The following is a 24431-nucleotide window of genomic DNA, read 5'->3' on the forward strand; positions in this document are numbered from 1 at the left end:
CTAGGGTCTCGGTTAGACTGAGTAAACATGGGTCCGCAAAATCCTCAGCAACCTCTCCCGCCGACGACGGATTACCGTGCTGCTGCGTCTGCGCCTACGGATGCATCGCTTTCTGAAGCAATCCTCGTCCTGCGCAAACGCCGTTGGGTTCTGCTCATCGCCATTGCAGTGGGCTTAGCGTACGGCATGTACCGGTCGGTCTCCCAACCGCGCTTATATATAGCGACCGGCCGTATTGAGGTGCGTTCAGGCTCCTCGAACGAGTACCGACTCACGACTGTAGGCGCTCCCGACACGAGCAATCACCTCACGACCCAGTCGTCCATCCTGACCAGCGAAACCCTGCTGCTGACGGTTGCTCGCGAGCTGAATCTTAATAACGAACCGGCTTTCCTGGGCGTACGTCCCCCCGTACCTGTGACATCCCTCGATACGCCGATGATCCGCCAGGCCACATTGTCGCGGTTGAAGGCAAATCTCACAGTGTCGATCGTGGCACGTACGAACCTGATCACGATCAACTATCGCAGTCTCGATGCGCATCTGTCGGCTAACATTATCAACACGCTGATCAAAGATTACATCCAGCGCAGCTACCAGACCCGGTTCAACTCAGCACAGCACGCCAGTCAATGGCTGACCGGTCAGCTTGATGATCTCAAACAGCAGGTAGAGACTTCGCAGGAACAGCTTCTCGAGTTACAACGCCGCCTCGGTTCTGTGGGCGTGAGCATCGATCCAACCCATAGCCAAAGCGAGATCACTTCCCTGATCGACAGCCTCACGAAGGCGGCCGGCGATGCCCGCATCAACCGCATCATCGCCGAATCCCGCTATCGCGCGCTGGCCCAGGCGGATCCGGCATCGATGGAAGGCCTCATCGATGCAACCCCCAGCATCCAACCGGCGCCTCTGAATGCTTTGCGTAGTCAGCTGGCTACCGCCCGCGCGCACTATGCCGAACTGACATCGCAGCTTGGTCCGAACCACCCTCAGGTCAAGGCAGCCAAAGCGCAGATGGATGAGCTGGCTACCGAGATCAATACCGAGCAGGGACGTCTACTCAATCAGGCAAAACAAACGTATCTCGCTGCTAAGGCCACTGAAGAGCAGACCCAGGCCGCACTCGAGGCACAGAAGGCCGACGCATATAAACTACGCGACGAGCTGGTGGAATATACGCTGCGCCAGCGTGAGTTCGAATCGGGACGACAGCTTTATGACAGCCTGCTGCAGCGCTTGCGTGCTGCGGGTATTCAGGCGGGTCTCGAATCCCTTGAAATTGACGTCGTCGATCAGGCGCTGATTCCGGCGGCACCTACGCTTCAGTCAGCAACCACCATCATTATCGTGACGCTGCTGTTCAGCCTGTTTGGAGGCATCGTCATTGCCTTCCTGCTTGAGAGCCTCGACACGGGCCTGCGTACGATTGCTGAAGTCGAAGGCATCACGGAACTACCGGCATTGGCCATCATCCCGAGGTCACGCCGCACCGTCAGCGAATTGCCTGCCGGCATGAGTGTGACACAACTCAATATGGGTGTGCTTACCATGCCCAAATCCCAGTTTGCTGAAGCATTCCGTTCGCTTCGGACCTCCATCCTGCTGGCCGATACGGCTCATCCACCCCGGACGATCCTGTTTACCAGTGCGACGCCGTCGGAAGGCAAGACCACCTGCTCTACAAACCTGTCCTGCATTCTGGCTCAACGTGAGACCAGGGTGCTTCTTATCGATGCCGATCTTCGGCGTCCCAGCGTCCATCATCGTTTTGGATTGAATGGCAAGGTTGGTCTCTCTACAGTACTGAGCGGGTCCACCAGCCTCGAAGAAGCGGTGCAACAGGTGGCCGATGTTCCGAACCTTGACATTCTGGCCAGCGGTCCGGTTCCTCCCTTCCCGACCGAGATGCTCAGCTCAGAAGGCATGCAGCATCTCATCGAGAGCGCAAAGACGAAATACACGCATGTCGTCATCGACTCCCCCCCAATTCTTTCCGTTACGGATGGTGTGATCCTTGGTCGCCAGACGGATGCCGCGGTACTTGTCATTCGGCACGGCAAATCCAGCAAACAGGTTGTCCGCCGTGCAAGAGACCTTCTCGTCCGCTCCGGTATCCGTGTGACTGGTTTTGTATTGAACGCGGTCGATATCAACTCGCCTGAATACTATGGCTACTACGGCTACTCGGGTTATTCCTACGCGAACCTTGACTCTGACACGTGGGAGACAGCAGCCACACCCAAGAAGCGTCAGGGGGAAGGAGAGTGAAACTGACTATGCCGTTTCTCAAGGTTAAGATCGGATCTCCGGTTCTGCTGGCTGTCATCATGGCCGCATCGGTTCCCTCGATTCGTGCACAATTCGCAGGCCCGGCCCCGGGGAATGATAGCGGTGTCAATCATCCGCTGAAGATCACTACGGACCCAGCTCTCCTCTTCCCCCCTGACCGCGAACCAACGATCGGCGGCGGCGACTTGCTATCGGTCCATATCTACGGAGCCACGGAGTACAATCCGACGGCTCGCGTCTCACTCGATGGCTCAATTGCTCTTCCCCTGGCCGGTGTTGTCCATATCCAAGGATTGACCCTAACCCAGGCCGAACACGCCCTCGCCGAACGCCTGGTCGCCGGAGGGATGTATGTTGATCCGCAGGTTTCCATCCAGGTCATGGAGACCCCAAATCAGATCATTACGGTCACTGGCGAGACAAGGGGCGTTGGAAGCGTTGTCCCGGCTTTGGGGCGGCGGCGTCTTTTTGATGTTATTGCAGCGGTCGGAGGGCTTCCTCCTACTGCGAGCCACGTGGTCACCATCCTACGGCCCGGCAAGGACGCCCCTCTGGTTGTCGATCTCGGCAATAACCCGGCTAACGGCTCCATGGCAAATGTGCCTCTCTTTGCGGGTGACACCCTGGTCATCGCAAAAACGGGCGTGATCTATGCTCTTGGAGCATTCCGCACACAAAGCGCGATTCCGATGATCAGCAACTCGCCTCTTACCGTGCTGCAGGCCATCACGATGGCAGGCGGCCCGAACTTTGAGGGGAAGCGCGAGGATACCCGCATTATCCGCACCGAGGGAACACGCCGCATTGAAGTAAAGGTCAATATGTCTCGTGTGATTGCAGGCAAGGACCCAGACCCAGTCCTGCAGCCAGATGACATCCTTTACCTGCCGACAAGCGGAATAAAGGCCGCGATTCGCGCTGGCGGTATCGCCACACTGATGGGTATCGCACAGCTTTCGTCTTACATCACGCTCAGTCACTAAACGCCACGACGTCCATTCAGGAAAGGAGTTCAACGTCCGCATGGTGGATGACCATCAAGTGTCCTCCAGGCGCAAGCTCCGGCTCGCATACCTGGTTACGCATCCGATCCAATATCAGGCCCCCCTGCTCCGCCGTATCTCTCAGGAGCCGGATATTGACCTGACTGTTTATTTCGGTTCGGACTTCTCCGTTCGCGGCTACAAAGACCAGGGGTTCGGCGTTGAGGTGAAATGGGACATTCCTCTCCTGGAAGGTTATAAATACGAATTCCTCCCCCGGATTCTGGACAACGTCGCTTCACCAGATCATTTGCGTCCCCTGAACCGAGGTTTTTTCTCCAGAATCGCCCGGCACGACGTGCTTTGGACCCATGGATACTCCAGCGTGAATGCTCTCCATGCCATGGTGGCTGCCAGGGCGCTTGGGGTGCCGGTCCTGCTACGGGCCGAGCCATGGATGGCGGACCGGCCGAGAGCCGGATGGAAGCTGGGGATGAAGAAGGCCTACTTTGCGGCTCTGTCGCATCTGATCGATGCGACCCTGCCGATCGGAACCTTGAATAGCAAGTATTGGAGCTATTACTTCGGGGAGGATATTCCTCAGTTCCTCTTTCCGTATGCGGTCGATAACAGTTATTTCCAGCAGCGCGCGATTCCCGCCCGGGAGACTCGTGCGCAGTTGCAACAGGAGCTCAACCTGGATCCATCTCGCCCGGTGATCCTGTTCGCTTCCAAGCTGCAGCAGCGCAAGCACTGCGACCATCTGCTGGAAGCCTACCTTCGGCTGTCGCCGGGGACAGGAATCGATCCGCATCCCTACCTCGTCATCGTCGGAGACGGAGAACAGCGGGCGCATCTGGAAGCACGAGTCAAAGAGTCCGGATGCACCAGCGTCCGCTTTGCCGGTTTCCGCAACCAGGCAGAGCTTCCCCGTTTCTTCGATCTCTCAAGTGTCTTCGTTCTACCCTCACGGCATGAACCCTGGGGACTGATCGTCAACGAGGTCATGAATGCCGGACGCGCGGTGATCGTTTCGACCGATGTGGGCTCTCAACCAGACCTTGTAACCGACGGCGTTGAAGGTTGCGTCTTTCCTGTTGGTAATATCGATGCACTGACTGATGCCCTGCGGCGTGTTTTTGCGACACCGGATACTCCGGCGGCAATGGGTACCGCCGCCCTGGAGCGAATCAACCACTGGAGTTTTGAAGAAGATGTGCAGGGACTGCGGCAGGCGCTTGCACACGTTACCGGCAACTTTATCGCCTGAACTGTTTTATTACCTGTTGTCCCTGAGAATCTCTGCCAGACCATGCGCATTCTGCACATCATCCGGACGATCAACCCTGAAGCTGGCGGGCCGGCTGAAGCGGTCCGCACCCTGATCAGCTATAAGGACCTCGGTTATGAAGGGGAAGTCCTTACGCAGGACGATCCGAATGCTCCTTATCTCAAAGGGCTGCCCTTCCCCGTGCATGCCCTAGGGCCCGTCAATTCGACCTATGGCTACACCTCGAAGCTGATTCCATGGCTCAAGAAAAACCGTTCTCGCTTTGATGGAGCGGTGGTCAACGGACTTTGGAATTATGGGGGGCTCGCTGCCTATCGTGCGCTCTTCGGAGAGATTCCGTATCTTGTCTTCCCACATGGGATGCTTGACCCTTATTTCAAGTCGGCATACCCGCTGAAACACCTGAAGAAACTTGCCTATTGGCTTTCGGCAGAGTACCGGGTCCTAAAAGGGGCCAACTACGTGCTCTTTACCTCTCAAGCAGAGAAAGAGCTTGCCGAGAAGACCTTTCCCATCTACCGGTGGACGCCCCATATCGTTCCCTATGGGGCCGACACGCCGCGCATTCAAAAAGCGGAAGCGCTACGAGCCTTTTATGACCATGCGCCGGAGCTTAGAGGCAAACGTTTTCTACTTTTTCTGGGACGAATTCATCCTAAAAAGGGTGTCGATCTGATGCTTCAAGCCTTTGCACAAACTGCGGCGCTCGACCCCGAGTTGCATCTTGTGATCGCCGGCCCGGATCAGGTGGGATGGCGCCATGAATTACAAACTATCGTCGACAAGGCGGGCCTGACCAGCCGTGTCCATTGGCCCGGCATGCTCAAAGGAGCACTCAAATGGGGGGCGTTTTACGCCTGTGAAGCATTTATTCTGCCGTCGCACCAGGAGAACTTCGGCATCGCGGTTGCCGAGGCTCTTGCCTGTGGTAAGCCAGTGCTTCTCTCCGACCAGGTAAACATCGCGCCCGATATCAAAGCAGATAGCGTCGGTCTGGTGGAGGCTGACACCCTGGATGGAACACTGAACCTCTTCCGGCGCTGGAATGCTCTTTCCGCAGACGAACGCACGCAGATGTATAAGCAGGCTCCAATCACTTTTCGTACACGGTACGACATGAAGGAAAACGCCAAGATTATCCTGGGCCTGTTTGGCAAAGAGCTGAAGAAGCATCCCCTCAACAACTCGGAGAGCTAGTGATGGCCAGACAGATCGATTACAAGTCGACAGAGGCACTGCCTTCTGACACTACGGGCGATCCATATCTTCGCCCCGCCTTCTCTGTCGGAAACCGCCTTAAGCGCCTGGTATGGAACATTACCTGGCTGCTGCTGTATCGGCCCTCGCCTCGGCCATTTCATGCGTGGCGTAGCATGCTTCTGCGCCTCTTCGGCGCAACCATGGGGGCGCACTGCCACTTCTATCCCGGCTCGCGCGTCTGGGCTCCATGGAATCTCATCTGCGGTGAACAGGTAACCCTTGGCGACGGCGCAGAGGTCTACAACCCTTCGCCCATGACCTTTGCCTCCCACGCCATCGTCTCGCAGAATGGCTATATCTGTGGCGCAACCCACGACTACGACGATCCGGCCTTTCCCCTGGTCAGCTACCGCATGCGCCTCGGCGAATACTCCTGGATCTGTGCCCACGCCAACGTCGCTCCTGGCGTCAATGTTGGTGACGGAGCCGTCCTCGGTCTGGCTTCTACCGCTACCCGAGACATGGAACCCTGGACCGTCTACGCCGGTTCGCCCGCCGTCAAGATCAAAGACCGCAAGCGTGTCTACACCACCACGACACCCTCCGGAGACGAACGGGCATGATCTCCATCCTCATCCTGACCAAGGACGAAGAGAAGAACCTTCCCGGATGCATTGAGTCTGTCCGCTGGTCCGACGATATCCACGTCCTCGATTCCGTCTCCCGCGACAACACCCAGGCCGTCGCTCGTAAGCTCGGAGCCATCGTCACCGAGCGCCCCTTCGATAACTGGGCCGCACACCAGAACTGGGCACTCGCCAATATTCCCTTCAAGCACATGTGGGTCTTCTACCTGGACGCCGACGAACGCTGCACACCCAGCCTAAAAGACGCCCTTCTGCAAGCCGTCGCCGCTCCGGGTGAGAACGTCGCCTTCCGTATCCAGCGCCGCGACTTCTTCCTCGGCACCTGGCTCAAGCACGTGCAGACGTCGCCCTTCTACATGCGCCTCTTCCGTCCCGAGTGCATGAAGTACGAGCGCCTGGTCAATCCCGTCTCTATTCCTTCCGGCCCGGTTGCCCAGCTCACCGGATACCTCGACCACTTTCCATTCAGCAAAGGCATCGGCCACTGGATCGAACGTCATAATCAATACAGCCGCTTTGAAGCCGAACAGATCGTCGCCAACCGCCGCGCCCAGAGCGAAGAAAGCCCCAAAGTCAGCATCCGCTCAGCTCTCTTCGAGAAGGACTTTCACAAGCGCCGCTTCCACCAGAAAGAACTCTTCTACAGAACACCCGGGCGCCCGCTCATCAAGTTCCTGGTCCTCTACCTGCTCAAGAAGGGCTTCCTCGACGGTCGCGCCGGCTTCACCTACGCCACGCTACAGGCCATCTACGAATATCTGATCGTCCTCAAAACCCGCGAGATCGAATACATCGGTCAACTTTAAGCGCCGTTCCATACGTCTCATCATTCAATCCTCTTAACAAAACAAAAAGCGCCCCTTCCCCAGGGACGCTTTCTGCTTACTTACTAAAAATTTACCCGCGAAGCTTTGCCAACAGGTCGGTTGGGTGTACGGGCTTTGCCAGAATCTCGAACTCGTGCCCTTGGCTCCGTGCCTTGTCCAGCAGATCGGCCGTAGCGGCCTGTCCACTGAAGAGAAGAATTTTGCAGTGGGGAAGACGCGTACGCGTCTCAATTGCAGCTTCAATACCCGTCATCCCGGTCATGATGACATCGCTGATCAGCATGTCCGGACGGAAGGAGTCCAACGCCTCCACGGCTTTTTCGCCGCTATAAACAGCCTTTGCCTCGAAACCGGCCTGGTTGAGAATGATCGCCAGCGTATTCGCGATCACCTGCTCATCGTCCGCCACCAGCACCTTGGCGCGTGGCTGATTCCCTGTGGTCTCTGTCATGGGGGTGATTCCTTACCTCAAAGTCGAAAAATTTCAACCGGCAGCTTGCACGAACGTATTATCCTGCGCGAAAGCGTCTGACGCGCCCGCTGAAACAATGATACGCTGTCCGCAGCGTCCCCGCTTGCAAGTTGTGAATTTTCAGCAACAAACGACTTATCAAACCTCAACATTAAAAATCAAGAAGCATGCAGCCAGCCATCATTCGCGCCGAGCGCGTCGAGAAATATTATTCCCAACCGAGCGAGAACCGGATCCAGGTGATCTCGCCGACGGACCTCTCCATCGTCCAGGGAGAGATCATCGCCTTGCTTGGCCCTTCGGGCTCCGGCAAGTCGACCCTGCTGCGCATGCTCACTGGTCTCTCCACGCCTTCGGCGGGGCAGGTCTACTGGCACGAAGCGCCGATCCAGAGCGCTGATGTGAATGTCAGCATCGTCTTTCAGTCGTTCGCGCTCTTTCCATGGCTTACGGTTCTCGAAAACATCGAAGCACCCTTGAAAGCACGTGGTGTCGATGCGGCGACACGCCGGAAACGCTCCCTCAAGATCCTCGATACTGTTGGTCTCGACGGCTTCCAGGCCGCCTATCCCAAGGAGCTCTCGGGAGGCATGCGACAGCGCGTCGGCTTTGCCCGTGCCCTGGTTGTCGAACCAGAGGTACTGTTCATGGACGAGCCGTTCTCCGCGCTGGATGTCCTTACGGCGGAGAACCTGCGCTCAGAGCTGCTGGAGCTGTGGCACAAGAAGACAATCCCGACGAAGTCGATCTTCATCGTGACCCACAACATCGAAGAGGCGGTACTACTTGCAGACCGCATCATCGTGCTTGGCCGCAACCCCGGCCACATTCGTACGGACTTCCGCGTCAATCTGGCTCATCCTCGTGACCGCAAAGCCGCTGCCTTTACGCAGCTGGTTGACTACATCTACAAAGTGCTTACGCAGCCCGAGGCGCCCGCGCCGGCACTTCCGAATATCAACGGCCGCCGTGTTCGCGATCAACGCGAGATGAAGTACCAGATGCTGCCGCACGCACGTCCGGGCGGCATTGCGGGTCTGCTTGAGTTCTTGCTCGATCACGGCGGCAAATCGGATATCTATCGCCTGGCCGATGATCTTGCCTTTGAGATCGATGACCTGCTGCCGATCGTGGAAGCTGCATCGATCCTGAAGTTCCTCACAGTGACCGAAGGCGATGCCGCCATCACAGCCCTGGGCACCGAGTATGCCAACGCAGAGATCCTTCGCCAGAAAGAGATCTTCCGCGAAGCCGCGGTAGAGAACGTGTTGCTGCTGCGTCAAATCGTTCGCGCACTGCAATCGAAGTCTGACCATACCGTGCCGGAAGACTTCTTCCATGACACGCTTGACGAAGTCTTCTCCGAAGAAGAAACCATCCGGCAGTTGGAAACAGCGATCACCTGGGGTCGTTATGCAGAGATCTTCGACTTCGACTCGACGCGTCGCCGCTTTATCCTTCCCGAGTCGGCTCTTGCAGAGCCGGAGAGCATCTTCGCCGATGCTCCAGAGGAAGAGGAAGAGAAAGACAAGCAGGAGACCGGTCTATGATTCAGCTTCCTGCCGGCTTCCACCTGCGGCGCGACACTCTCGCACGGTCTGTCGTTGTCCGTCGCAGCTGGCCGGTCTTCCTTGACCTCTGCGTCGCGGGCCTTCTGCTGGCTTGTTTTTACGCCGTCGTACAGATTGCCCGTTACTGGAACTCGACTCCACGTACGGATTTCGCCATCTCCCTCTCGCCGCATGCATTGCCGATGTATGCCTTTTTCTCGATCGTGCGCATCGGCTTTGCTTACGTGCTGTCACTCGCCTTCGCGCTGACATACGGCTACATCGCCGCCTATACGCCACGGCTTGAGGGCCTGATGCTGGCATGCCTGGACATTCTGCAATCGATCCCGGTCCTAAGTTTCCTTCCCGGAGTCATGCTGGCGATGGTGGCGCTCGTTCCTGGCCATCAGCTCGGCATCGAGATGGGCGCCATCATCCTCATCTTCACGGGACAGGCGTGGAACATTGCATACAGCTTCTATGCATCGCTCAAGGCCATCCCGCGCGAGTTGACCGAAGCAGCCCGCATCTACAACTTCTCTCCGATGCAGCGGTTCTTCCATCTGGAACTTCCCTTCGCCACCATCGGTCTGATCTGGAACTCGATGGTCTCGGTCGCCGGGGGATGGTTCTTCCTGATGGCTTGCGAGATGTTCATCCTCGGCAGCCGCGACTTCCGCCTGCCGGGCCTCGGATCGTACCTGCAGACAGCGGCAGCGAGTGGGGACTTCCGCGCCATCACCTACGGTCTGCTTACGATGATCGCCATCATCGTGGCCACCGATCAGCTTCTGTGGAGACCGCTGATCGCATGGAGCGATAAGTTCAAGTTCGAGCAGACAGAGAGCTCGAACCGCGTCTCCTCGCCGCTGCTGCATCTACTGCAACACTCCTCGGCAATTCGTCACCTGCAGCAGCGCACGCTACGGCCGGTCAGCGAGTTCTTCTACCGCACCTCGTACAAACGCCGCGCAGCACAGCACCTGCAACCTGCTTCGAACTCCAAGGTGCAGAAGGTGCTTCGCTATATCGCGGCCGGCCTATTCATCGGCATCGTGCTGTTTGCAGCGACCCATGCCATCGTCCTGTTGCGCGAGGTGCAGCCGCGACAGATCGGAATGATCTTCCTCGGTGCCGGAGCAACCTTTCTGCGTGTCTTTGCTGCGTTGCTGATCGGTTCCGCATGGACCATCCCCGCCGGTGTAGCAATCGGCCTGCATCCGCGCCTGGCCCGCATTGCACAACCCCTGGCGCAGATCGCGGCATCTGTGCCGGCGACCGCCGTCTTCCCGGTGTTACTGCTTGCGATCGTGAAGGCAGGCGGCGGACTGGGCATTGGATCCATCGCGCTGATGCTGTTGGGCACACAGTGGTACATCCTGTTCAACGTCATCGCTGGAGCGATCGCCATTCCGAGCGATCTGCGCGAGGTGGGCCGCCTCTTCCGATTCTCGACGGTCGAAAAGTGGAAGGTGATTATTCTGCCGTCGATCTTCCCTTACCTGATCACCGGCCTGGTGACAGCATCCGGCGGCGCATGGAATGCGTCCATCGTGGCGGAGTACTTCCGGTTAAAGAATCAGACCTTGTCCACCTTCGGCCTGGGAGCGCAGATCTCCGCGGCGACGGATGCCGGCCAGTTCCCGGTTCTGCTATGGGCGACGATCGTAATGGCGTTGATTGTCGTAACCATCAACCGGCTGCTGTGGCGGCCGATCTACCGGATTGCGGAGACCCGCTACAGACTCAGCGCGTAGAAAAACGGCCTTCGGCCGCTTTTCAGTTGCTGGTTGCTAGTTGCTAGTGTCCTGAGTTTAAAGTTCGCACCATCAATGCCAAAGTGTAGACGACGACATTCTGGGTGTTCCATCAACTAGCAACCAGAAACCAGTAACTAGGAACTAGTTTGGGTACTTCACGGCACATCCATAGGGCCGCGTTGATGTTACAGCAACCGGCTGACCAGCCATTGCCGCAGTCAAAGCATCGTTGAGATAGTTCTTCGCGCCCTTGAGCGTCGCCGGATCGGGCGACGGTTTATCATCGATCGCTCCCATGTACACGAGCTTTCCCTGTGGATCGATCACGAACATATGGGGTGTCGTCTTCGCGTCGTATAGATGGCCGATAGAGCCCGATGGATCGAGAACAACTGCCGAGGCAGCAACCTTCATCTTCCTGATGTACTCATTCTCCTGCGGTGCGGTGACATATCCCTGCTCTCCAGGAGCCGACGAGATAATACTCAGCCAAACCACACCTTTATCCGTCCATTGCTTCTGCAGGGCTTCCATGTTGCCGCTCTCGTAGTGCTTTCGCTCGAACGGACATCCCTGGTTATGCCACTCAAGCACGACCCACTTGCCCTTGTACTGTGAGACCGACTGGGTTTTGCCGTTGGAGTCCGTTCCCTTGAAGTCCGGAGCGCTCTCCCCCGGCTTCACAGCCATCGCAGGCAGCGTCAATCCCGCTGCCAGGCCCAGTACCACTAGTCGACGAGCTATCATACGCACCTCCGCGTGCCCAATATTCTGCTCTGGAGGCGGCAGGTCCGGCAAATCCCTGAGGTGGGGCCTGTCCTAGTACACTGAAAGTATGGAGCTTACTATTTACTCCGCCGGCTGGTGCCGGGACTGCCGCGAAGCCAAGCGCTTCCTCACCAAGCACAATATCCCCTTTACCGAGATCGACATTGAAAGCACTCCCGGAGCTTCGGACGAAGTGATCCGCAATGTTGGCAAACGCGCCATTCCGCAGTTCGTAATCAACGGGAAGTGGATTCAACCCTACCGCCCGGGCGAAGGCTTCCTGCACGACGAGATGTCCGAGCTCTTCGGCGTTACAGGCTGAGTTCGCCTCTTTAGAGCATTTTCCCTGTTGCTGGGTAGCCCGAAAGAGGAGTGCAGCGGCGTTTTCATTGCGGAAAACGCCCTTAGATGCGGAAGCCCTACACCACACCTACAGGGAAAATGCTCCGCCGTCGTCTATCCATTCCACGCGGCAGCTCTCGCAATGCCAGCGGTCACTGGGTACAGGTACCGGAAAACCGAGCCAGAGCAGGAAATAGCTCCAGCCTTTGCGGATGCCTGGATGGGAGACATCGAGAGAACCGCAATGTGGGCATCGAGGCTGCGGTTCAGGCTCTTCTCCATCCGCGACGTCCAGCTCTTCCGGAATGGGTGCGGCCAACAATTCCCTCGCCCTCTCGAGATCAGCAGGCGCCACCTGTAGACGAATCCAGCCGATGAACTGCGAGTAGCCCCAGTCCATCCGGACAAAGTTTTCGTCCTGCAGAAAACACTGGATGCCATCGCTCTCCAACAAACTGCGCGCGATCATAGCAGCGGTCAGATCGCGAAACTTCTCGACATTTACCAGAGCTTCGGCCATGTGCCGCCCATCTTACCCGAGGACCCTCGCCCTACTGACATATCTCGGCCCGAAGCTTATTTGCTCATGACCTTTTCCAGAGCCTGCTTGATCTGGGGACCGACGCGATCCAGCTCCAGGAGGTGCCGATCAACAAGGCGCATGAGGATGCGCTCTCCGCGTGGCGTAAGCTTCAACACAACTCTGCGGGCATCAATCAGATCACGCTTGCGAAGCAAGAGCCCTTCTTCGACGGCACGGCCAACCAGCTCCACCGCGGAGTTGTGCTTCAGGTACATCCGTTCGGCAACGTAGGCTATTGTTGGCTCCGTTGCCGCAAAGACAACCTGCATAAGCTGGTATTGCTGGGCATGAATTCCCTCTTCCGCAGCGGCTTCCTCACTGAAGAAGAGAAAGCCGCGCAGGGTGTGGCGGAACTCGACCAGGCGTTCAAAGCGATTCGCGTTCATGTTTATATCGTATCACGATATTTAAAAACAGTTGCCAGTTTACAGTTTCCAGTTGACGAGCTACGGCATGGGCGCGCCCTGCATTCTCAACACACCAGCTCAGGCAACCCATCGCTGTATCGCTAGTCCAAACTGGCAACTGGCAACTGGCAACTGGCAACTGGCAACTGGCAACTGGCAACTGGCAACTGGCAACTGGCAACTGGCAACTGGCAACTGGCAACTGGCAACTGGCAACTGGCAACTGGCAACTGGCAACTGGCAACTGGCAACTGGCAACTGGCAACTGGCAACTGGCAACTGGCAACTGGCAACTGGCAACTGGCTCTCCGGTAAACTAGTGTTTTCAGGGAGAATTTCACGGAATGATCGCGCGCTATACCCGCCCGGAGATGGGCAAGATCTGGTCTGACGAGAGCAAGTTTGGCTCCTGGCTGAAGGTGGAGCTGGCGGCCACAGATGTACTGGCCGAGCATGGCATTGTTCCCAAAGAGGCTGCCGTTGAGCTGCGCGCCAAGGCGAAGTTCGATGTCGACCGCATCCGTGAGATCGAGCTGGATACGCGCCATGACGTCATTGCGTTTACGACCAACGTCGCCGAGAACGTAGGGCCTGCCTCGCGCTGGCTGCACTATGGCCTGACCTCGACCGATGTAGTCGATACCGCTCAGGCGCTGCAACTGGCCGCCGCCAATGCGATTCTCCGCGAGGGCATCCTGAAGCTGATCCTGGTGCTGAAGCGCCGCGCGCTCGAGTTCAAGCACACGCCCATGATCGGCCGCACGCACGGCGTCCACGCCGAGCCGACGACTTATGGCCTGCGTCTGTTGCTCTGGTACGCCGAGATGCATCGCAACCTCAAGCGCTTCGACGCGGCAGCGGAAGATATGCGTGTCGGCAAGCTTTCGGGCGCCGTCGGCAGCTTCGGCCACCTGAAGCCAGAGCATGAAGAGCGCATCTGCGCGTCTCTTGGTTTGCAGTCTGCTTCGGTTTCGACTCAGGTGCTGCAACGCGACCGCCACGCCGCCTATATCGCCACGCTAGCCGTCATTGCGAGCACCCTGGACAAGATCGCGCTTGATATCCGTCATCTGCAGCGCACGGAGGTGCGCGAGGCAGAGGAGTTCTTCTCTGCCAAACAGAAGGGGTCGAGCGCCATGCCGCACAAGCGCAATCCCATCACCTGCGAGAACATCTGCGGCCTGGCTCGCGTGATCCGCGGCAATGCGCAGGTCGCGCTGGAGAACGTGGCCCTATGGCACGAACGGGATATCTCCCACTCGTCGGCCGAACGCGTCATTTTGCCCGATACGACCATCGCCCTCGACTACATCCTGGATAAGACCTCCAACCTGATCGACAAGCTGCTGGTCTACCCGCACCGTATGATGAAGAACCTGGAGCTGACGGGCGGTCTGGTCTTCTCTGGCCAGCTTCTGTTGGATCTGGCGGAGTCCGGAATGCTGCGTGAGGATGCTTACAAGCTGGTCCAGTCGCATGCAATGGCCGCATGGGCAAGCGAAGGTGAAGGCCCCACGTTCAAGGACAGGATTGCCACCGATCCTGAGGTCACCAAGCGTCTGTCACCGGAGAAGATTGCACTGGCATTTACCTTTGAGCGGCAGCTTGCGAATGTAGACACAATCTTCGAGCGTGTATTAAGCGAACATGCTTAGATATGGCGCGGATCTGGGTTGAACGTTCCAAGTATCAGCGGTCGATGCCAATGGGCTGGACTCGATTCCAAGAGAGACCTCGTTCACCCCATGACTTCCGCGGACTTGAAACCTGGTACGTCCGCGTATGTTCCTTTACGTTTCGATTTACAAACATCCAACAACTGGAGGCGTGTCTTTTGTATTACGGCCAGAAGACACGCTCGACCAGCAAGCTCCCTTATCGCGAGATTAAGCCCTTCATCGAGTTAGGATTGCGCGGCTGGGAGATCGAACGCTGGTTTGAACGTCTTCCCATGTATCTTCTCGAAGAACCGAAGAGGCAGAAGGTTGTAAAAGCCCTAACATTGGCACACCGACAATGGAAGGCTTGAAACGAGAAATTGGTCCGTCCACTTATTGACTCTTCTCCATCGAAACCGGTAGGCTTTCCTCCGGAAACATCCAATTCTCCCGAAAGTGGTCTTATCCGTATGTCGAAGTCTCTCTTTGCCCTGGCCCTACCAATTCTGATGACAGGCGCTGCGTATGCGGCCCCGGTCTGCAATGTGACCCAGTACGGCGCGAAGGCCGACGGAACGACCAAAAACACCGCCGCGATTCAGAAGGCCATTGATGACTGCTCCGCAAAGAAGGGCACGGTTGTGCTCTCGGGCGGAACCTTTGTCTCCGGCCCCTTGGTGCTGAAGAGCAACATCACCTTCCGCGTGGAGAAGGGCGCGACGCTGCTCGGCTCCGCTGACCACGATGACTATCCGAAGATGGAAGTGTTGCGGGCACCGGGCCGGCAGTCGCTGATCTCGTCTGATCACGCGGAGAACATCACTATCACTGGTGGCGGTCTAATCGACGGTAATGGTGAGAGCTGGTGGAAAGAAGCTCGTGCGACCAAGAACGCCGGCTTTGTCGGCGGCGATACCATCTTCCGTCCGCGCCTGGCCGTCTTCAACTACTCCAAGCACATCAAGATGGAAGACATCACCTTCCAGAACTCACCTTCCTGGCAGGTGGTTCCCTACTACTGCGACGATGTGATTATCCGCAACGTTCGCATCCTGGCCCCGGAGCACTCACCTAACTCCGACGCGGTCGATCCGTTCTCGACCTCGAACATGATCATCGACCACCTGTACGCCGATGTGGGCGATGACAACATTGCCATCAAGTCCGGCCTGGTGAATTCTCCTGGGCCGGATGCTCCGTCGAAGAACATCACCATCACCGATTGCACCTTCATGCACGGCCATGGACTTTCGATCGGAAGCGAGATCGCCGGCGGAGCCCAGAACATCCGTGCTGAGCGCATCCACTTTGACGGCACCGATCAGGCGCTGCGCATCAAGGCCAACCGCGATCGCGGCGCCGACGTCTCGAATATCGTCTTCAAAGACATTGATATCAAGAACGTGGGCATGGCCATCCTGATCTCAGAGTATTACCCGAAGGTGCTTCCGCCCGAGGGCGATTCAGCCCAGCCGGTAACGCGCCTGACCCCGCTCTTCCACGACATCACCATCGAAAACGTCACCGCCACCAATGCCAAGACCACCGGCGTTATCATCGGCCTGCCGGAGTCGCCGGTGAAGAACGTCGTCCTGAAGAATGTACACCTGGAGGGTGGCGCCGGCTTCCGCATCAGCGACGCTACCGTCACGGCGGAGAACTTTACCGTCAAGGCTGAAAAGGGTGAGGCGATCATTGTTCTCCCTTCGGCCAAGCTGACGAAGAAGTAGAAGTATTCCATGCATCCAATAAGGCCCGGCGGCGCCGGGCCTTTCGCTTTAAACTGAAAACAGGCAATCTCCATGACCGACCAGGACCTCATTCAGATCACGACTGCAGCGCTGGCTTCCTCCGCCGAGCGCGCAGGGCAGCATCTCGCCTGTCATCCTGGCTGTCATCAGTGCTGCATCGGCGTCTTTCCCATCTCTCAGCTCGATGCCCATCGTCTGCGTTTAGCGTATGAAGCATCTCCCAAGCGAGCTGTGATCCATGCTCGTGTGCAGGATGCTATTGCCCGCCTGAGCCCTGACTTCCCCGGAGACCCGGCGACCGGACTGCTCGATCCGGACGATCCTACATTTGAAGACTTTGCCAACGATGAGCCCTGTCCGGTGCTCGATCCGGTTACCGGGACCTGCGATCTCTACGAAGCTCGCCCAATCCCCTGCCGGACCTTCGGCCCTCCTATGCGTACAGAAGACGATGGTCTCGCTGTCTGTGAGCTGTGTTTTACGACAGCGACACCAGAGGAGATTGCTGCCGCTGAGGTAGATCCGACGTTCCTGTCGCTGGAAGAAGAGCTCAATGCGCAGTATGAAGAAAAGGCAGGCAAGCATGGACCGACGTTGATCGCCTGGGCGTTGCGAGAATAAATGCCGTTCCTGCCGACGGCTCTATAGCGCGGGCCTTCAGCCCGCAATCCTTCGCTTGCACCCATACCTGGGCGTTGCCCCAGGCTGGCATAGAACGCGCCTCCACCCCAACGAACACGTTCGTTGGGGGCCCCGGCCCTTCAGCGCTTTGCGAACACTGCCAGCAAAGCGGGTCCTTCGCTACGCTCAGGATGACAAGATCCAGAAGGCGTTCTCCACAGACGAGCACCGGCAACAACGCTGTAGGAAACCATCTAAGCTAGAACGAGTGCCTTTCACCGTGATCCTGGAAGCGCTGCAGCGCGGCGCGACAATTCTGACCGGCAATCAACGTGCCGCCCGTTCGCTTTCGCGTGAGTACGCTCGGCATCAGCGTGCGCAAGGTTTACGTGTGTGGCAGTCGCCCGTCATTCTTCCCTGGTCGGCCTGGACACACACTCTCTGGCAACAGCTTCTTGTCGATGGCCATGAGCATCGCCTTCTACTCAATCCCTGGCAGGAATCGGAGCTGTGGCGTCGGATCATCGCTGACGATGAACGGCTCTCCACACTGCAATCGGCAGATTCGCTGGCACCGTTGGCGCAACGCGCCCACACGCTGATGCATCGCCATCGCGCCCGGCGCAATCTTGAAGTCCACAACCTGAACGCCGATCAGCAGGCTTTTCTTCGCTGGCTCCACGCCTTCGAACGCACGTGCCGCGCTGATGCCTGCCTCTCTTCCGCTGAGCTTGAGTCCGCCCTGCTCGCGAAGGCGGGCGAGCTCCGCCTTGCCCGAGAGTATCTGCTGCACGGTTTTGATGGCCTGACGCCCGCGCAGCGGGTATTGCTGCATACGCTGCGTGCACAGACCACCTTCTCTGAGACACCGCCAATCGCAATCACTGCACATGCATCGCTCCATGCAGCTAATAGTCCCGATGATGAACTACGTTACCTTGCGCAACAGGTGCGGGATCGACATGCTGCGGAGCCTTCGGCCCGGATCGCCGTCATTGTGCCCGATCTGCAATCGCAGCGATCAATCGTCGAACGCGCCTTCCGTAATACGGTCGCTCCCTGGCTCAACCGTGTCGGCAATACGGCTCCTGCGCCCTTTGAGTTCACACTTGGCACGCCACTCTCGCAACAGCCCGCCATCGTTGCTGCGCTGCGGCTGATACGTTGGATAAACCGGCCTCTCGCTCTCGACGAAGTCTCAAGCCTGTTGCGTTCTCCTTTTCTCAAAGGAGCCGAAGAGGAGTTGCTGGCGCGTGCAGATTTCGATGCGCGTGTGCTGCATGAACAGGCTCTCGTCGAACCCACGCTCTCCGCCGATCGCCTGCTCTCGCTGATCAGGACGCGGCATGCTCCGCGGCTTGATCGTCTGGAGGAGGTGCTCCACGCCATTCGCCGCACCAGCACGCGCGCGCGCAGCTTCTCCCAATGGTCCACCAGCCTTCGTGCCCTGCTTGAGGCCTGCGGATGGCCGGGAGACCGCTCGCTGGACTCCGCTGGTTTCCAACTTATGGAACGCTGGCAGGACCTGCTCGACGACCTGACAAGCCTCGACTTCACCGGCGGGACCTACAGCTTCAGCCACATGCTCGGCGCCCTGGAACAGGCCGCGCACAGCACGCTCTTCTCGCTGCGCTCTCTTGATGCACCGATCCAGATCATGGGCGCTCTTGAGTCTTCCGGCAGCACCTTCGATGCGATCTTCTTCCTGAACGCGACCAATACGGCCTGGCCTGCCCCGGTCTCCGCGCATCCTCTTCTGCCCTTCGCGCTGCAGCGCATCAACGCCATGCCCGGAGCTGATGCCGCGACCGACATCGCTCAGGCACAGCGCATCACGGGCCGGATCCTTAGTAGCGCACCCACGGTAGTGGTGACCTATGCCCGCGAATTCGCGGAGGGCGAGCAACTGCCGTCCCCTCTGTTCACTCACCTGCCGCAGATCGACGCCATGCCACAACCGATCTCATCCCCTGATGTGAAGCTTGAGCCAGTCGACGACACGGAAGCCATCCCGGTTCCACATGGGACGTTACGTGGCGGCAGCAGCCTTTTGCGCAATCAGGCAGCATGTGCGTTTCGCGCCTTTGCCGAAGGGCGCCTACATACGCGCGCTATCAACGATGATTCTCCGGGCCTGACTCCTCGTTCACGCGGCAATGTGACGCATGCGGTGCTTGAGCACTTCTGGAAGGACACCGTCAGCCAGGCCGCATTGAAGTCCATGCCAGCTGCAGAGCTTGCGGCACGTGTGGATCAGGCCATCGATGATGCCTTCGCACAGATCGCCGCCGATGCCTCTTCCTGGAACCGCGCCTATCTGAGCGTGCAACGGGAACGTTTACGCAAGCTGGTGTTGCAATGGCTGGAGTACGAGAAGAAACGGTGTGACTTCACCGTCGCCGGCGTCGAAGAGAAGCGCGAGAATGTCGCGTTTGGTCCGCTGGAACTGACCCTTCGCGCCGATCGCATCGATCGCACCGAAGAGGGCCTGGTACTCATCGACTACAAGACCGGCCAGGCGAAGCCGAAGTCATGGTTAGGCGATCGCCCAGACGAACCTCAACTTCCTCTTTATGCCTCTCTTCCCACGGAAGAGCCCGTTGCAGCCATTGCCTTTGCCACATTGCGCGCCGGCAAGGAGTTACAACTCGCCGGCTTTCAGAGCGCTGTTCGCGTACTGCCGAGGCCTGACAAACATCAGCCAAAGGAACCCTTCGAAAAGACCCTTGCCAGATGGAAGGATGTCTTGCTGCGGTTGGCCGAAGAATTCTATGCCGGCCACGCTGAGGTGAACCCGAAGAACTATCCCGCGACCTGCGAGTTCTGCGAACAGCGGCTTCTCTGCCGTCTGAATCCTGCAAACCTCGACCGGGATGACGAAGACGCAGCGGAGGATGAGGATGAGTAAGCGGCCCGCGGATTTTGCTCAGCGCCAGGCGGCGTTGAATACGCGTGCGTCCGTGCTCGTCGAGGCGCCAGCCGGTTCCGGCAAGACAGGTCTGCTGATTCTGCGCTATCTGAAGCTGTTGGCCGATGCCTCCGTGGAGCAGCCGGAGCAGGTGCTCGCGATTACCTTCACCCGTAAGGCAACGGCCGAGATGAAGGCTCGGGTGTTGGGAGCTCTGGCGGCTGCACAATCCGGATCGGAACCCGAAGGCGAGGAGTGGGAGCACAAGGCACAGGTGCATCGCACGGCGGTGCAGGCGCTGGAACGCGATGCTCAGCTTGGATGGCACCTGCTGGAGCATCCGGGGCGGTTGAATATCCGAACCATCGATTCCGTTTGCACGGAGCTGGCGCGGGCATTGCCGGTGTTGGCTGGAGCCGGCGCTCTGCAACAACCCGTCGATGACGCATCAGCACTCTATCGCGAGGCGGCATCGCGCACACTGCGCCTGCTGGGCGGTGAAGATGCAGTGCTCAACGACGATATCCGCCTGTTGCTATTGCACCGCGACGGCAATCTGTCCGACTGCGAGTCGCTGCTGGCAGAGATGCTGGCCCTTCGAGAACAGTGGGGACATATCGTTCCGCTGACAGGCGATCTGACCGATAAAGCCCTCGATACGGAGGTTCGCCCACGGCTGGAAGAAGCAATCGAACGGCTGATCTGCCTGGAACTGAGCAAGCTGCTGGAGATGCTTGGCAGCGAGTTGGCAAACCGGATCGCACGCATGGCGGCTGCTTTCGGCGACGAGCCTGCGTATGAGTCGATTCCCAATCCCTATGTCTTGTGTCTCGGACTTACCGGACATCCCGAGCCCTTACCGCATGCTGTCGAACACTGGAAGACCTTTGCCAGGATGTTCACAACAGGTGGAGGCAAGGCGTGGAGGTCCGGATCGATCTTCAATCAGAAGAACATGCAGGTGGCGGCCTCAAAGGCTCTAAAACAGCAGTTCCAGTACCTTCTGGCGGATGTCGCCCAGAACGAAGCCTTGCTGCCACAGTTCAAAGCAGTATTGCGACTTCCCGACGCGACGTATCCCGACGATCAGTGGCAGGTAGCAAAGGCTCTCTTCCGCCTGCTGCGGGCGGCGATGGTAGAGCTGAGGCTGCTCTTCGCCGAGCGCGGGCAGTGCGATTTCTCTGAGCTGTCGCTGGCGGCGCGCGCCGCGCTGGACCAGGATGCGGAAGCAGCTTCGCTGGCAGCCGGGTTGGGCATGCGGCTGCAGCATTTACTGGTGGACGAAATGCAGGACACCTCCACCTCGCAGTATGACCTGTTGGAGAAGCTGACCGAGGGGTGGGACGGTATCAGCCAGACGCTGTTCCTCGTCGGAGATCCCAAGCAGTCGATCTATCTCTTTCGCCAGGCGCGCGTTGAGCGCTTCCTGGAGACGATGCAACTAAAGAAGCTGGGGACCATTCAACTGGAGGTGGTTCAGCTCACGACGAACTTCCGCTCGCAGCATCATCTGGTCAAGGAGTTCAATCGCCACTTCACGCCTATCTTCGCGGAAGACGCGATTGCCTACACAGAGGCGGCGCCTCATTTGGAGGCCGGTGGCAAGGAGCCTATCCGCTGGCATGCCTGGGTAAGCTCCGCAACCCAGCTCTCTCCAGAGGGCAAGCGGGAAGCCCGGCAACAGACCCGCGCCTTCGCCAGGGAGATTGCAGCCCTGGCAAAGCACGAGGTAGGGTCGAAGGCCGTCCTTGTTCGCGACCGCAAGCACCTGCTGGAGATCATCGCCGCCTTTCGGGCCGAGGGTATCCCCTACCGCGCGGTCGAGATCGACTCGCTGGCCGAGCGCATCGAGGTCCTGGATCTGCTGGCCCTGACGCGAACTATATTGCACCCGGCAGATCGTCCCGCCTGGTTTGCAGTCCTGCGGGCTCCGTGGTGCGGCCTATCGCTGGCTGAGATGCACCTGTTGGCCGGGCAGGACGATCACGCCTGGAGGCATGTACCCGTCCCCCGGCTGCTCACCGAGCGGATCGCACTCCTGGCACCCGAAGCGGCCGCACGGGCCGGGAGGACGTGGGAGGTGCTTCAGGCTTCCATCGCGGAACGTGGTACACAATCGACGGCACGCTGGGTCGAGCGAACCTGGAGGTCACTGGGAGGAGATGTCGGCCTGACTCCAGAGGCGCTGACCAACGCGGAGGCTTTCTTCCGTCTGCTCGACACCCTGGAATCGACAGGGGCTTCTTTGACGACACTGCCCGACCGGTTGCAGAAGCTCTACGCCACACCAGAACATCGGCCGGACGCAGTCGACCTGCTAACAATCCATAAGTCCAAGGGACTGGAGTGGGATGTCGTCTTCGTGCCGGCGCTGGAACGGAAGTCTGGCATTACGGGCTCGCGCGCGCTCTCATGGCTGGAGCTTGAGTCGAACAGCCACCTGGTGCTGCTCTCGCCGATTGCGCCCCGTGAGGAGGAAAAAGACGCACTCACATCCTGGATCAAGAACATTCATAATCAGCGAGAAGCTCATGAAAGAAAAAGACTTTTTTACGTTGCGGCAACCAGAGCCAAACGTAGCCTGCATCTGTTCGCGCTTGCCCATACGAGCGCGAAGAATACGGTAGAGCCCCAGTCAGGGACCCTGCTTCAGGCCGCATGGCCGGCCGCGCAGACCCACTTTGCTCCTGTGCTCGATCCCGGGCTTCCGTTCCCAGCGCTCGACGAAATGGAACAGGAAAGCTCTGCTGGCGAGACTGGAAATGGGCTCCTTCGGCTACCAGCGGCGTTAGACCCCATGGCGTGGCTGGCACGACCAGACAAACTGGGGGTGCCATTGGAGCCGAGCTATCAACGCCCCCAGGGCGGTATCGAAGCCAGGGCCTTCGGCAATGTGGTGCATCTGCTGGTCGAGTCCATGGCAAACGCCATTGCCAGAGGAGAAGAACCAGACGTCACTCAATGGCATCCCCGCGCGCACGCTCTGCTGCGAACGGAGGGCATTGCACCGGACGATCTACCACGTCAGACCCGGGAGGTGGTGAGAGCCCTGGAAAGCATGCTGTTAGATCCCCAGGGCCGCTGGCTACTGCAGCCGCATCTCGCAGCGGCGAGCGAGTATGCCCTGGAAGACGAGACCGGACGACAGCTGCGTACCGACCGCACATTCTTTGCCGGTGCTGCTCCGTTGGCTTTGGGGAAGGAGGCGCTGTGGATTGTGGACTTCAAATCCTCAGAGAACTCGGGGAACGATACAGACGCTTTCCTGGCTGCACAGAAGAGACTGTATGCGCCCAAGATGATGGAGTATGCCCAGACACAACGTGCACAGTTGGGGGCGGAGACACCGATCATCCTGGCGCTCTACTTCCCGCTGCTGCCCGCCCTTATCCATTGGCAGGCAGAATAGAGCACCGGGCTTTCGTCATGCTGCGGCGCTGATGCGCACCGACTTTGCGTCCTTAATTTGGCGGTGCATGCGCGCCAGATCCCGCAACTGCTCCGCCTCGTGGCGGTCCGCAGGAGGCATCTGGCTGGCTTCGGCTTCGAGCAATCGGGCGATGTACTCCCCCACCGTCATGCGAACTTCGTATTTGGTTGCCATATTTCGATCTTTCCGTTGGAAAACGTTTCCTGTAGGAACCATTCCAAGCCGTAACGTTACCGCTTACGTACGATATCGGCGGCTTTGCTCCAGGCTTTAGTTTTGATTTCGTACTATTTTTCGGAGCGCCGCAGCACCCGGCGTTTCCCGGGGTCACGGAAGATCCAACTACCCGTCGATACCGGTGGGAAACCCGTCGATGCTGCGGGTGTTCTTGAGTCTGCGGTACTCCTCAAGCTCGGTTTCGCTTTTGGACTCTGCCCAGCGGGTCAACGTGGCGCGATCTTCGACGTATTCGAATCTGGGGACTCCGTAGCCGCATGAGGTCTGCACCAGCTCAACTCTGAGCACGATCATCTGCCGCGCTCCCGGACGCTCGGAACCCGCGAAATGTGCGACAAGCAGATCGCCGTACTCTTTCGATCCCCGCTTTGCGATTCGTCCCATGCCATAGAGCCGCAGGATCATCGGCGGTCCGTCCAGCGCGCAAAACATCAGAGTAAGACGGCCGTCCCGAAGGAGATGCGCTGCGGTTTCATTGCCGCTTCCCGTCTGATCCAGATAGAAGACCGCTTGCGGATCAATCACACGTAAGGCGGCAGCATCCTTCGGCGAGAGGTTGATGTGCCCCTCCGCCGCAGCCGAGGCGGTGAAAAAGATTCGCTGCTTCTCGATGAATTCGCGATGGATCGGCTCGATGGAGGAGAACTGCTTCGCCATAACAATCTGATTCTAGCGACCCGCCTCTCTTCATTGTCCAGAATGGG

The 24431-nt window shown here is 58.5% G+C and carries 21 protein-coding genes; 15 read left to right on the forward strand and 6 right to left on the reverse strand.

The genetic code is table 11. From position 1 onward, the window contains the following. Positions 1-27 precede the first annotated feature (27 nt). From FTW19_RS16935 to FTW19_RS16960, 6 genes are read left to right on the forward strand one after another with little or no spacing between them, the layout of a single operon-like run. Positions 28-2271, forward strand: a complete 2244-nt coding sequence (locus FTW19_RS16935; protein WP_147648725.1) for a GumC family protein — start codon at positions 28-30, stop codon at positions 2269-2271. Positions 2272-2279: 8 nt separating this feature from the next. Then, positions 2280-3275 (forward strand): polysaccharide biosynthesis/export family protein, encoded by a 996-nt coding sequence (locus tag FTW19_RS16940; protein ID WP_246153354.1) that lies wholly within the window; start codon positions 2280-2282, stop codon positions 3273-3275. A gap of 58 nt (positions 3276-3333) precedes the next feature. Next, on the forward strand, positions 3334-4545 hold the full coding sequence (locus FTW19_RS16945) for a glycosyltransferase family 4 protein (RefSeq protein WP_246153355.1): 1212 nt from the start codon (positions 3334-3336) through the stop codon (positions 4543-4545). A gap of 42 nt (positions 4546-4587) precedes the next feature. Beyond that, positions 4588-5763: a glycosyltransferase gene (locus FTW19_RS16950; protein WP_147648727.1), complete on the forward strand. Its 1176-nt coding sequence runs from the start codon at positions 4588-4590 to the stop codon at positions 5761-5763. Positions 5764-5765: 2 nt separating this feature from the next. Further along, entirely contained in the window at positions 5766-6389 is a 624-nt protein-coding gene (locus FTW19_RS16955; RefSeq protein WP_147648728.1) for a putative colanic acid biosynthesis acetyltransferase, read from the forward strand. Further along, positions 6386-7219 carry a glycosyltransferase family 2 protein gene (locus FTW19_RS16960; protein ID WP_147648729.1) on the forward strand — a complete coding sequence of 278 codons (834 nt, stop codon included), beginning with the start codon at positions 6386-6388 and terminating at the stop codon, positions 7217-7219. The genes FTW19_RS16955 and FTW19_RS16960 overlap by 4 nt, the downstream gene beginning before the upstream one ends. Before the next feature lie 91 nt (positions 7220-7310). Here FTW19_RS16960 and FTW19_RS16965 read toward each other — a convergent pair whose 3' ends face one another. After that, positions 7311-7691: a response regulator gene (locus FTW19_RS16965; protein WP_147648730.1), complete on the reverse strand. Its 381-nt coding sequence runs from the start codon at positions 7689-7691 to the stop codon at positions 7311-7313. A gap of 188 nt (positions 7692-7879) precedes the next feature. On the opposite strand from FTW19_RS16965, the gene FTW19_RS16970 reads away from it, so the two are divergent. Together FTW19_RS16970 and FTW19_RS16975 are read left to right on the forward strand one after the other, a co-directional pair. Continuing rightward, positions 7880-9262: an ABC transporter ATP-binding protein gene (locus FTW19_RS16970; RefSeq protein ID WP_147648731.1), complete on the forward strand. Its 1383-nt coding sequence runs from the start codon at positions 7880-7882 to the stop codon at positions 9260-9262. After that, positions 9259-11019 (forward strand): ABC transporter permease, encoded by a 1761-nt coding sequence (locus FTW19_RS16975; RefSeq protein WP_147648732.1) that lies wholly within the window; start codon positions 9259-9261, stop codon positions 11017-11019. Before FTW19_RS16970 ends, FTW19_RS16975 begins: the two co-directional genes overlap by 4 nt. A 144-nt stretch (positions 11020-11163) precedes the next feature. Here FTW19_RS16975 and FTW19_RS16980 read toward each other — a convergent pair whose 3' ends face one another. Then, entirely contained in the window at positions 11164-11769 is a 606-nt protein-coding gene (locus FTW19_RS16980) for a redoxin domain-containing protein (RefSeq protein WP_147648733.1), read from the reverse strand. Positions 11770-11857: 88 nt separating this feature from the next. Here FTW19_RS16980 and FTW19_RS16985 point away from each other — a divergent pair, with 88 nt between their 5' ends. After that, on the forward strand, positions 11858-12112 hold the full coding sequence (locus FTW19_RS16985; RefSeq protein WP_147648734.1) for a glutaredoxin family protein: 255 nt from the start codon (positions 11858-11860) through the stop codon (positions 12110-12112). Positions 12113-12220: 108 nt separating this feature from the next. Here the strand turns inward: FTW19_RS16985 and FTW19_RS16990 are convergent, their stop codons facing one another. Beyond that, a complete protein-coding gene (locus tag FTW19_RS16990; protein ID WP_147648735.1) occupies positions 12221-12652 on the reverse strand; it encodes a DUF2007 domain-containing protein in 432 nt (143 codons plus the stop codon). Between the two features lie 56 nt (positions 12653-12708). Continuing rightward, positions 12709-13101, reverse strand: a complete 393-nt coding sequence (locus FTW19_RS16995) for a MarR family winged helix-turn-helix transcriptional regulator (RefSeq protein ID WP_147648736.1) — start codon at positions 13099-13101, stop codon at positions 12709-12711. A gap of 31 nt (positions 13102-13132) precedes the next feature. Here FTW19_RS16995 and FTW19_RS25850 point away from each other — a divergent pair, with 31 nt between their 5' ends. From FTW19_RS25850 to FTW19_RS17025, 6 genes are all read left to right on the forward strand, one after another. Next, positions 13133-13513 carry a hypothetical protein gene (locus FTW19_RS25850; RefSeq protein WP_187143018.1) on the forward strand — a complete coding sequence of 127 codons (381 nt, stop codon included), beginning with the start codon at positions 13133-13135 and terminating at the stop codon, positions 13511-13513. Next, positions 13467-14777 carry an adenylosuccinate lyase gene (purB, locus tag FTW19_RS17005; RefSeq protein ID WP_147648737.1) on the forward strand — a complete coding sequence of 437 codons (1311 nt, stop codon included), beginning with the start codon at positions 13467-13469 and terminating at the stop codon, positions 14775-14777. Before FTW19_RS25850 ends, purB begins: the two co-directional genes overlap by 47 nt. A 473-nt stretch (positions 14778-15250) precedes the next feature. Next, on the forward strand, positions 15251-16510 hold the full coding sequence (locus FTW19_RS17010; RefSeq protein ID WP_147648738.1) for a glycoside hydrolase family 28 protein: 1260 nt from the start codon (positions 15251-15253) through the stop codon (positions 16508-16510). 72 nt (positions 16511-16582) lie between these two features. Further along, complete coding sequence (locus tag FTW19_RS17015; RefSeq protein ID WP_147648739.1) at positions 16583-17152, forward strand: YkgJ family cysteine cluster protein; 570 nt, start codon at positions 16583-16585, stop codon at positions 17150-17152. Positions 17153-17420: 268 nt separating this feature from the next. Beyond that, positions 17421-20060, forward strand: coding sequence for a PD-(D/E)XK nuclease family protein (locus tag FTW19_RS17020; protein ID WP_187143019.1), 2640 nt, complete (start codon positions 17421-17423; stop codon positions 20058-20060). Next, the gene (locus FTW19_RS17025) at positions 20053-23469 is read left to right on the forward strand and encodes a UvrD-helicase domain-containing protein (RefSeq protein ID WP_187143020.1); all 3417 of its coding nucleotides are present in this window, start codon (positions 20053-20055) and stop codon (positions 23467-23469) included. Before FTW19_RS17020 ends, FTW19_RS17025 begins: the two co-directional genes overlap by 8 nt. Positions 23470-23484: 15 nt before the next feature. Here FTW19_RS17025 and FTW19_RS17030 read toward each other — a convergent pair whose 3' ends face one another. Both FTW19_RS17030 and FTW19_RS17035 read right to left on the reverse strand, forming a co-directional pair. Next, on the reverse strand, positions 23485-23664 hold the full coding sequence (locus tag FTW19_RS17030; protein WP_147648742.1) for a hypothetical protein: 180 nt from the start codon (positions 23662-23664) through the stop codon (positions 23485-23487). A gap of 168 nt (positions 23665-23832) precedes the next feature. Next, positions 23833-24384: a pyridoxamine 5'-phosphate oxidase family protein gene (locus tag FTW19_RS17035; RefSeq protein WP_147648743.1), complete on the reverse strand. Its 552-nt coding sequence runs from the start codon at positions 24382-24384 to the stop codon at positions 23833-23835. Positions 24385-24431: the final 47 nt, after the last annotated feature.

The sequence above is a fragment of the Terriglobus albidus genome (assembly GCF_008000815.1).
In the GTDB taxonomy this organism is placed as follows: domain Bacteria; phylum Acidobacteriota; class Terriglobia; order Terriglobales; family Acidobacteriaceae; genus Terriglobus; species Terriglobus albidus_A.

What these genes read in the sequence shown, in the direction of transcription:
- FTW19_RS16935 (WP_147648725.1), top strand. Translation starts at nt 28, where the DNA reads ATGGGTCCGCAAAATCCTCAGCAACCTCTCCCGCCGACGACGGATTAC.
- FTW19_RS16940 (WP_246153354.1), top strand. Translation starts at nt 2,280, where the DNA reads ATGCCGTTTCTCAAGGTTAAGATCGGATCTCCGGTTCTGCTGGCTGTC.
- FTW19_RS16950 (WP_147648727.1), top strand. Translation starts at nt 4,588, where the DNA reads ATGCGCATTCTGCACATCATCCGGACGATCAACCCTGAAGCTGGCGGG.
- FTW19_RS16955 (WP_147648728.1), top strand. Translation starts at nt 5,766, where the DNA reads ATGGCCAGACAGATCGATTACAAGTCGACAGAGGCACTGCCTTCTGAC.
- FTW19_RS16960 (WP_147648729.1), top strand. Translation starts at nt 6,386, where the DNA reads ATGATCTCCATCCTCATCCTGACCAAGGACGAAGAGAAGAACCTTCCC.
- FTW19_RS16965 (WP_147648730.1), bottom strand. Translation starts at nt 7,691, where the DNA reads ATGACAGAGACCACAGGGAATCAGCCACGCGCCAAGGTGCTGGTGGCG.
- FTW19_RS16970 (WP_147648731.1), top strand. Translation starts at nt 7,880, where the DNA reads ATGCAGCCAGCCATCATTCGCGCCGAGCGCGTCGAGAAATATTATTCC.
- FTW19_RS16975 (WP_147648732.1), top strand. Translation starts at nt 9,259, where the DNA reads ATGATTCAGCTTCCTGCCGGCTTCCACCTGCGGCGCGACACTCTCGCA.
- FTW19_RS16980 (WP_147648733.1), bottom strand. Translation starts at nt 11,769, where the DNA reads ATGATAGCTCGTCGACTAGTGGTACTGGGCCTGGCAGCGGGATTGACG.
- FTW19_RS16985 (WP_147648734.1), top strand. Translation starts at nt 11,858, where the DNA reads ATGGAGCTTACTATTTACTCCGCCGGCTGGTGCCGGGACTGCCGCGAA.
- FTW19_RS16990 (WP_147648735.1), bottom strand. Translation starts at nt 12,652, where the DNA reads ATGGCCGAAGCTCTGGTAAATGTCGAGAAGTTTCGCGATCTGACCGCT.
- FTW19_RS16995 (WP_147648736.1), bottom strand. Translation starts at nt 13,101, where the DNA reads ATGAACGCGAATCGCTTTGAACGCCTGGTCGAGTTCCGCCACACCCTG.
- purB (WP_147648737.1), top strand. Translation starts at nt 13,467, where the DNA reads ATGATCGCGCGCTATACCCGCCCGGAGATGGGCAAGATCTGGTCTGAC.
- FTW19_RS17010 (WP_147648738.1), top strand. Translation starts at nt 15,251, where the DNA reads ATGTCGAAGTCTCTCTTTGCCCTGGCCCTACCAATTCTGATGACAGGC.
- FTW19_RS17015 (WP_147648739.1), top strand. Translation starts at nt 16,583, where the DNA reads ATGACCGACCAGGACCTCATTCAGATCACGACTGCAGCGCTGGCTTCC.
- FTW19_RS17025 (WP_187143020.1), top strand. Translation starts at nt 20,053, where the DNA reads ATGAGTAAGCGGCCCGCGGATTTTGCTCAGCGCCAGGCGGCGTTGAAT.
- FTW19_RS17030 (WP_147648742.1), bottom strand. Translation starts at nt 23,664, where the DNA reads ATGGCAACCAAATACGAAGTTCGCATGACGGTGGGGGAGTACATCGCC.
- FTW19_RS17035 (WP_147648743.1), bottom strand. Translation starts at nt 24,384, where the DNA reads ATGGCGAAGCAGTTCTCCTCCATCGAGCCGATCCATCGCGAATTCATC.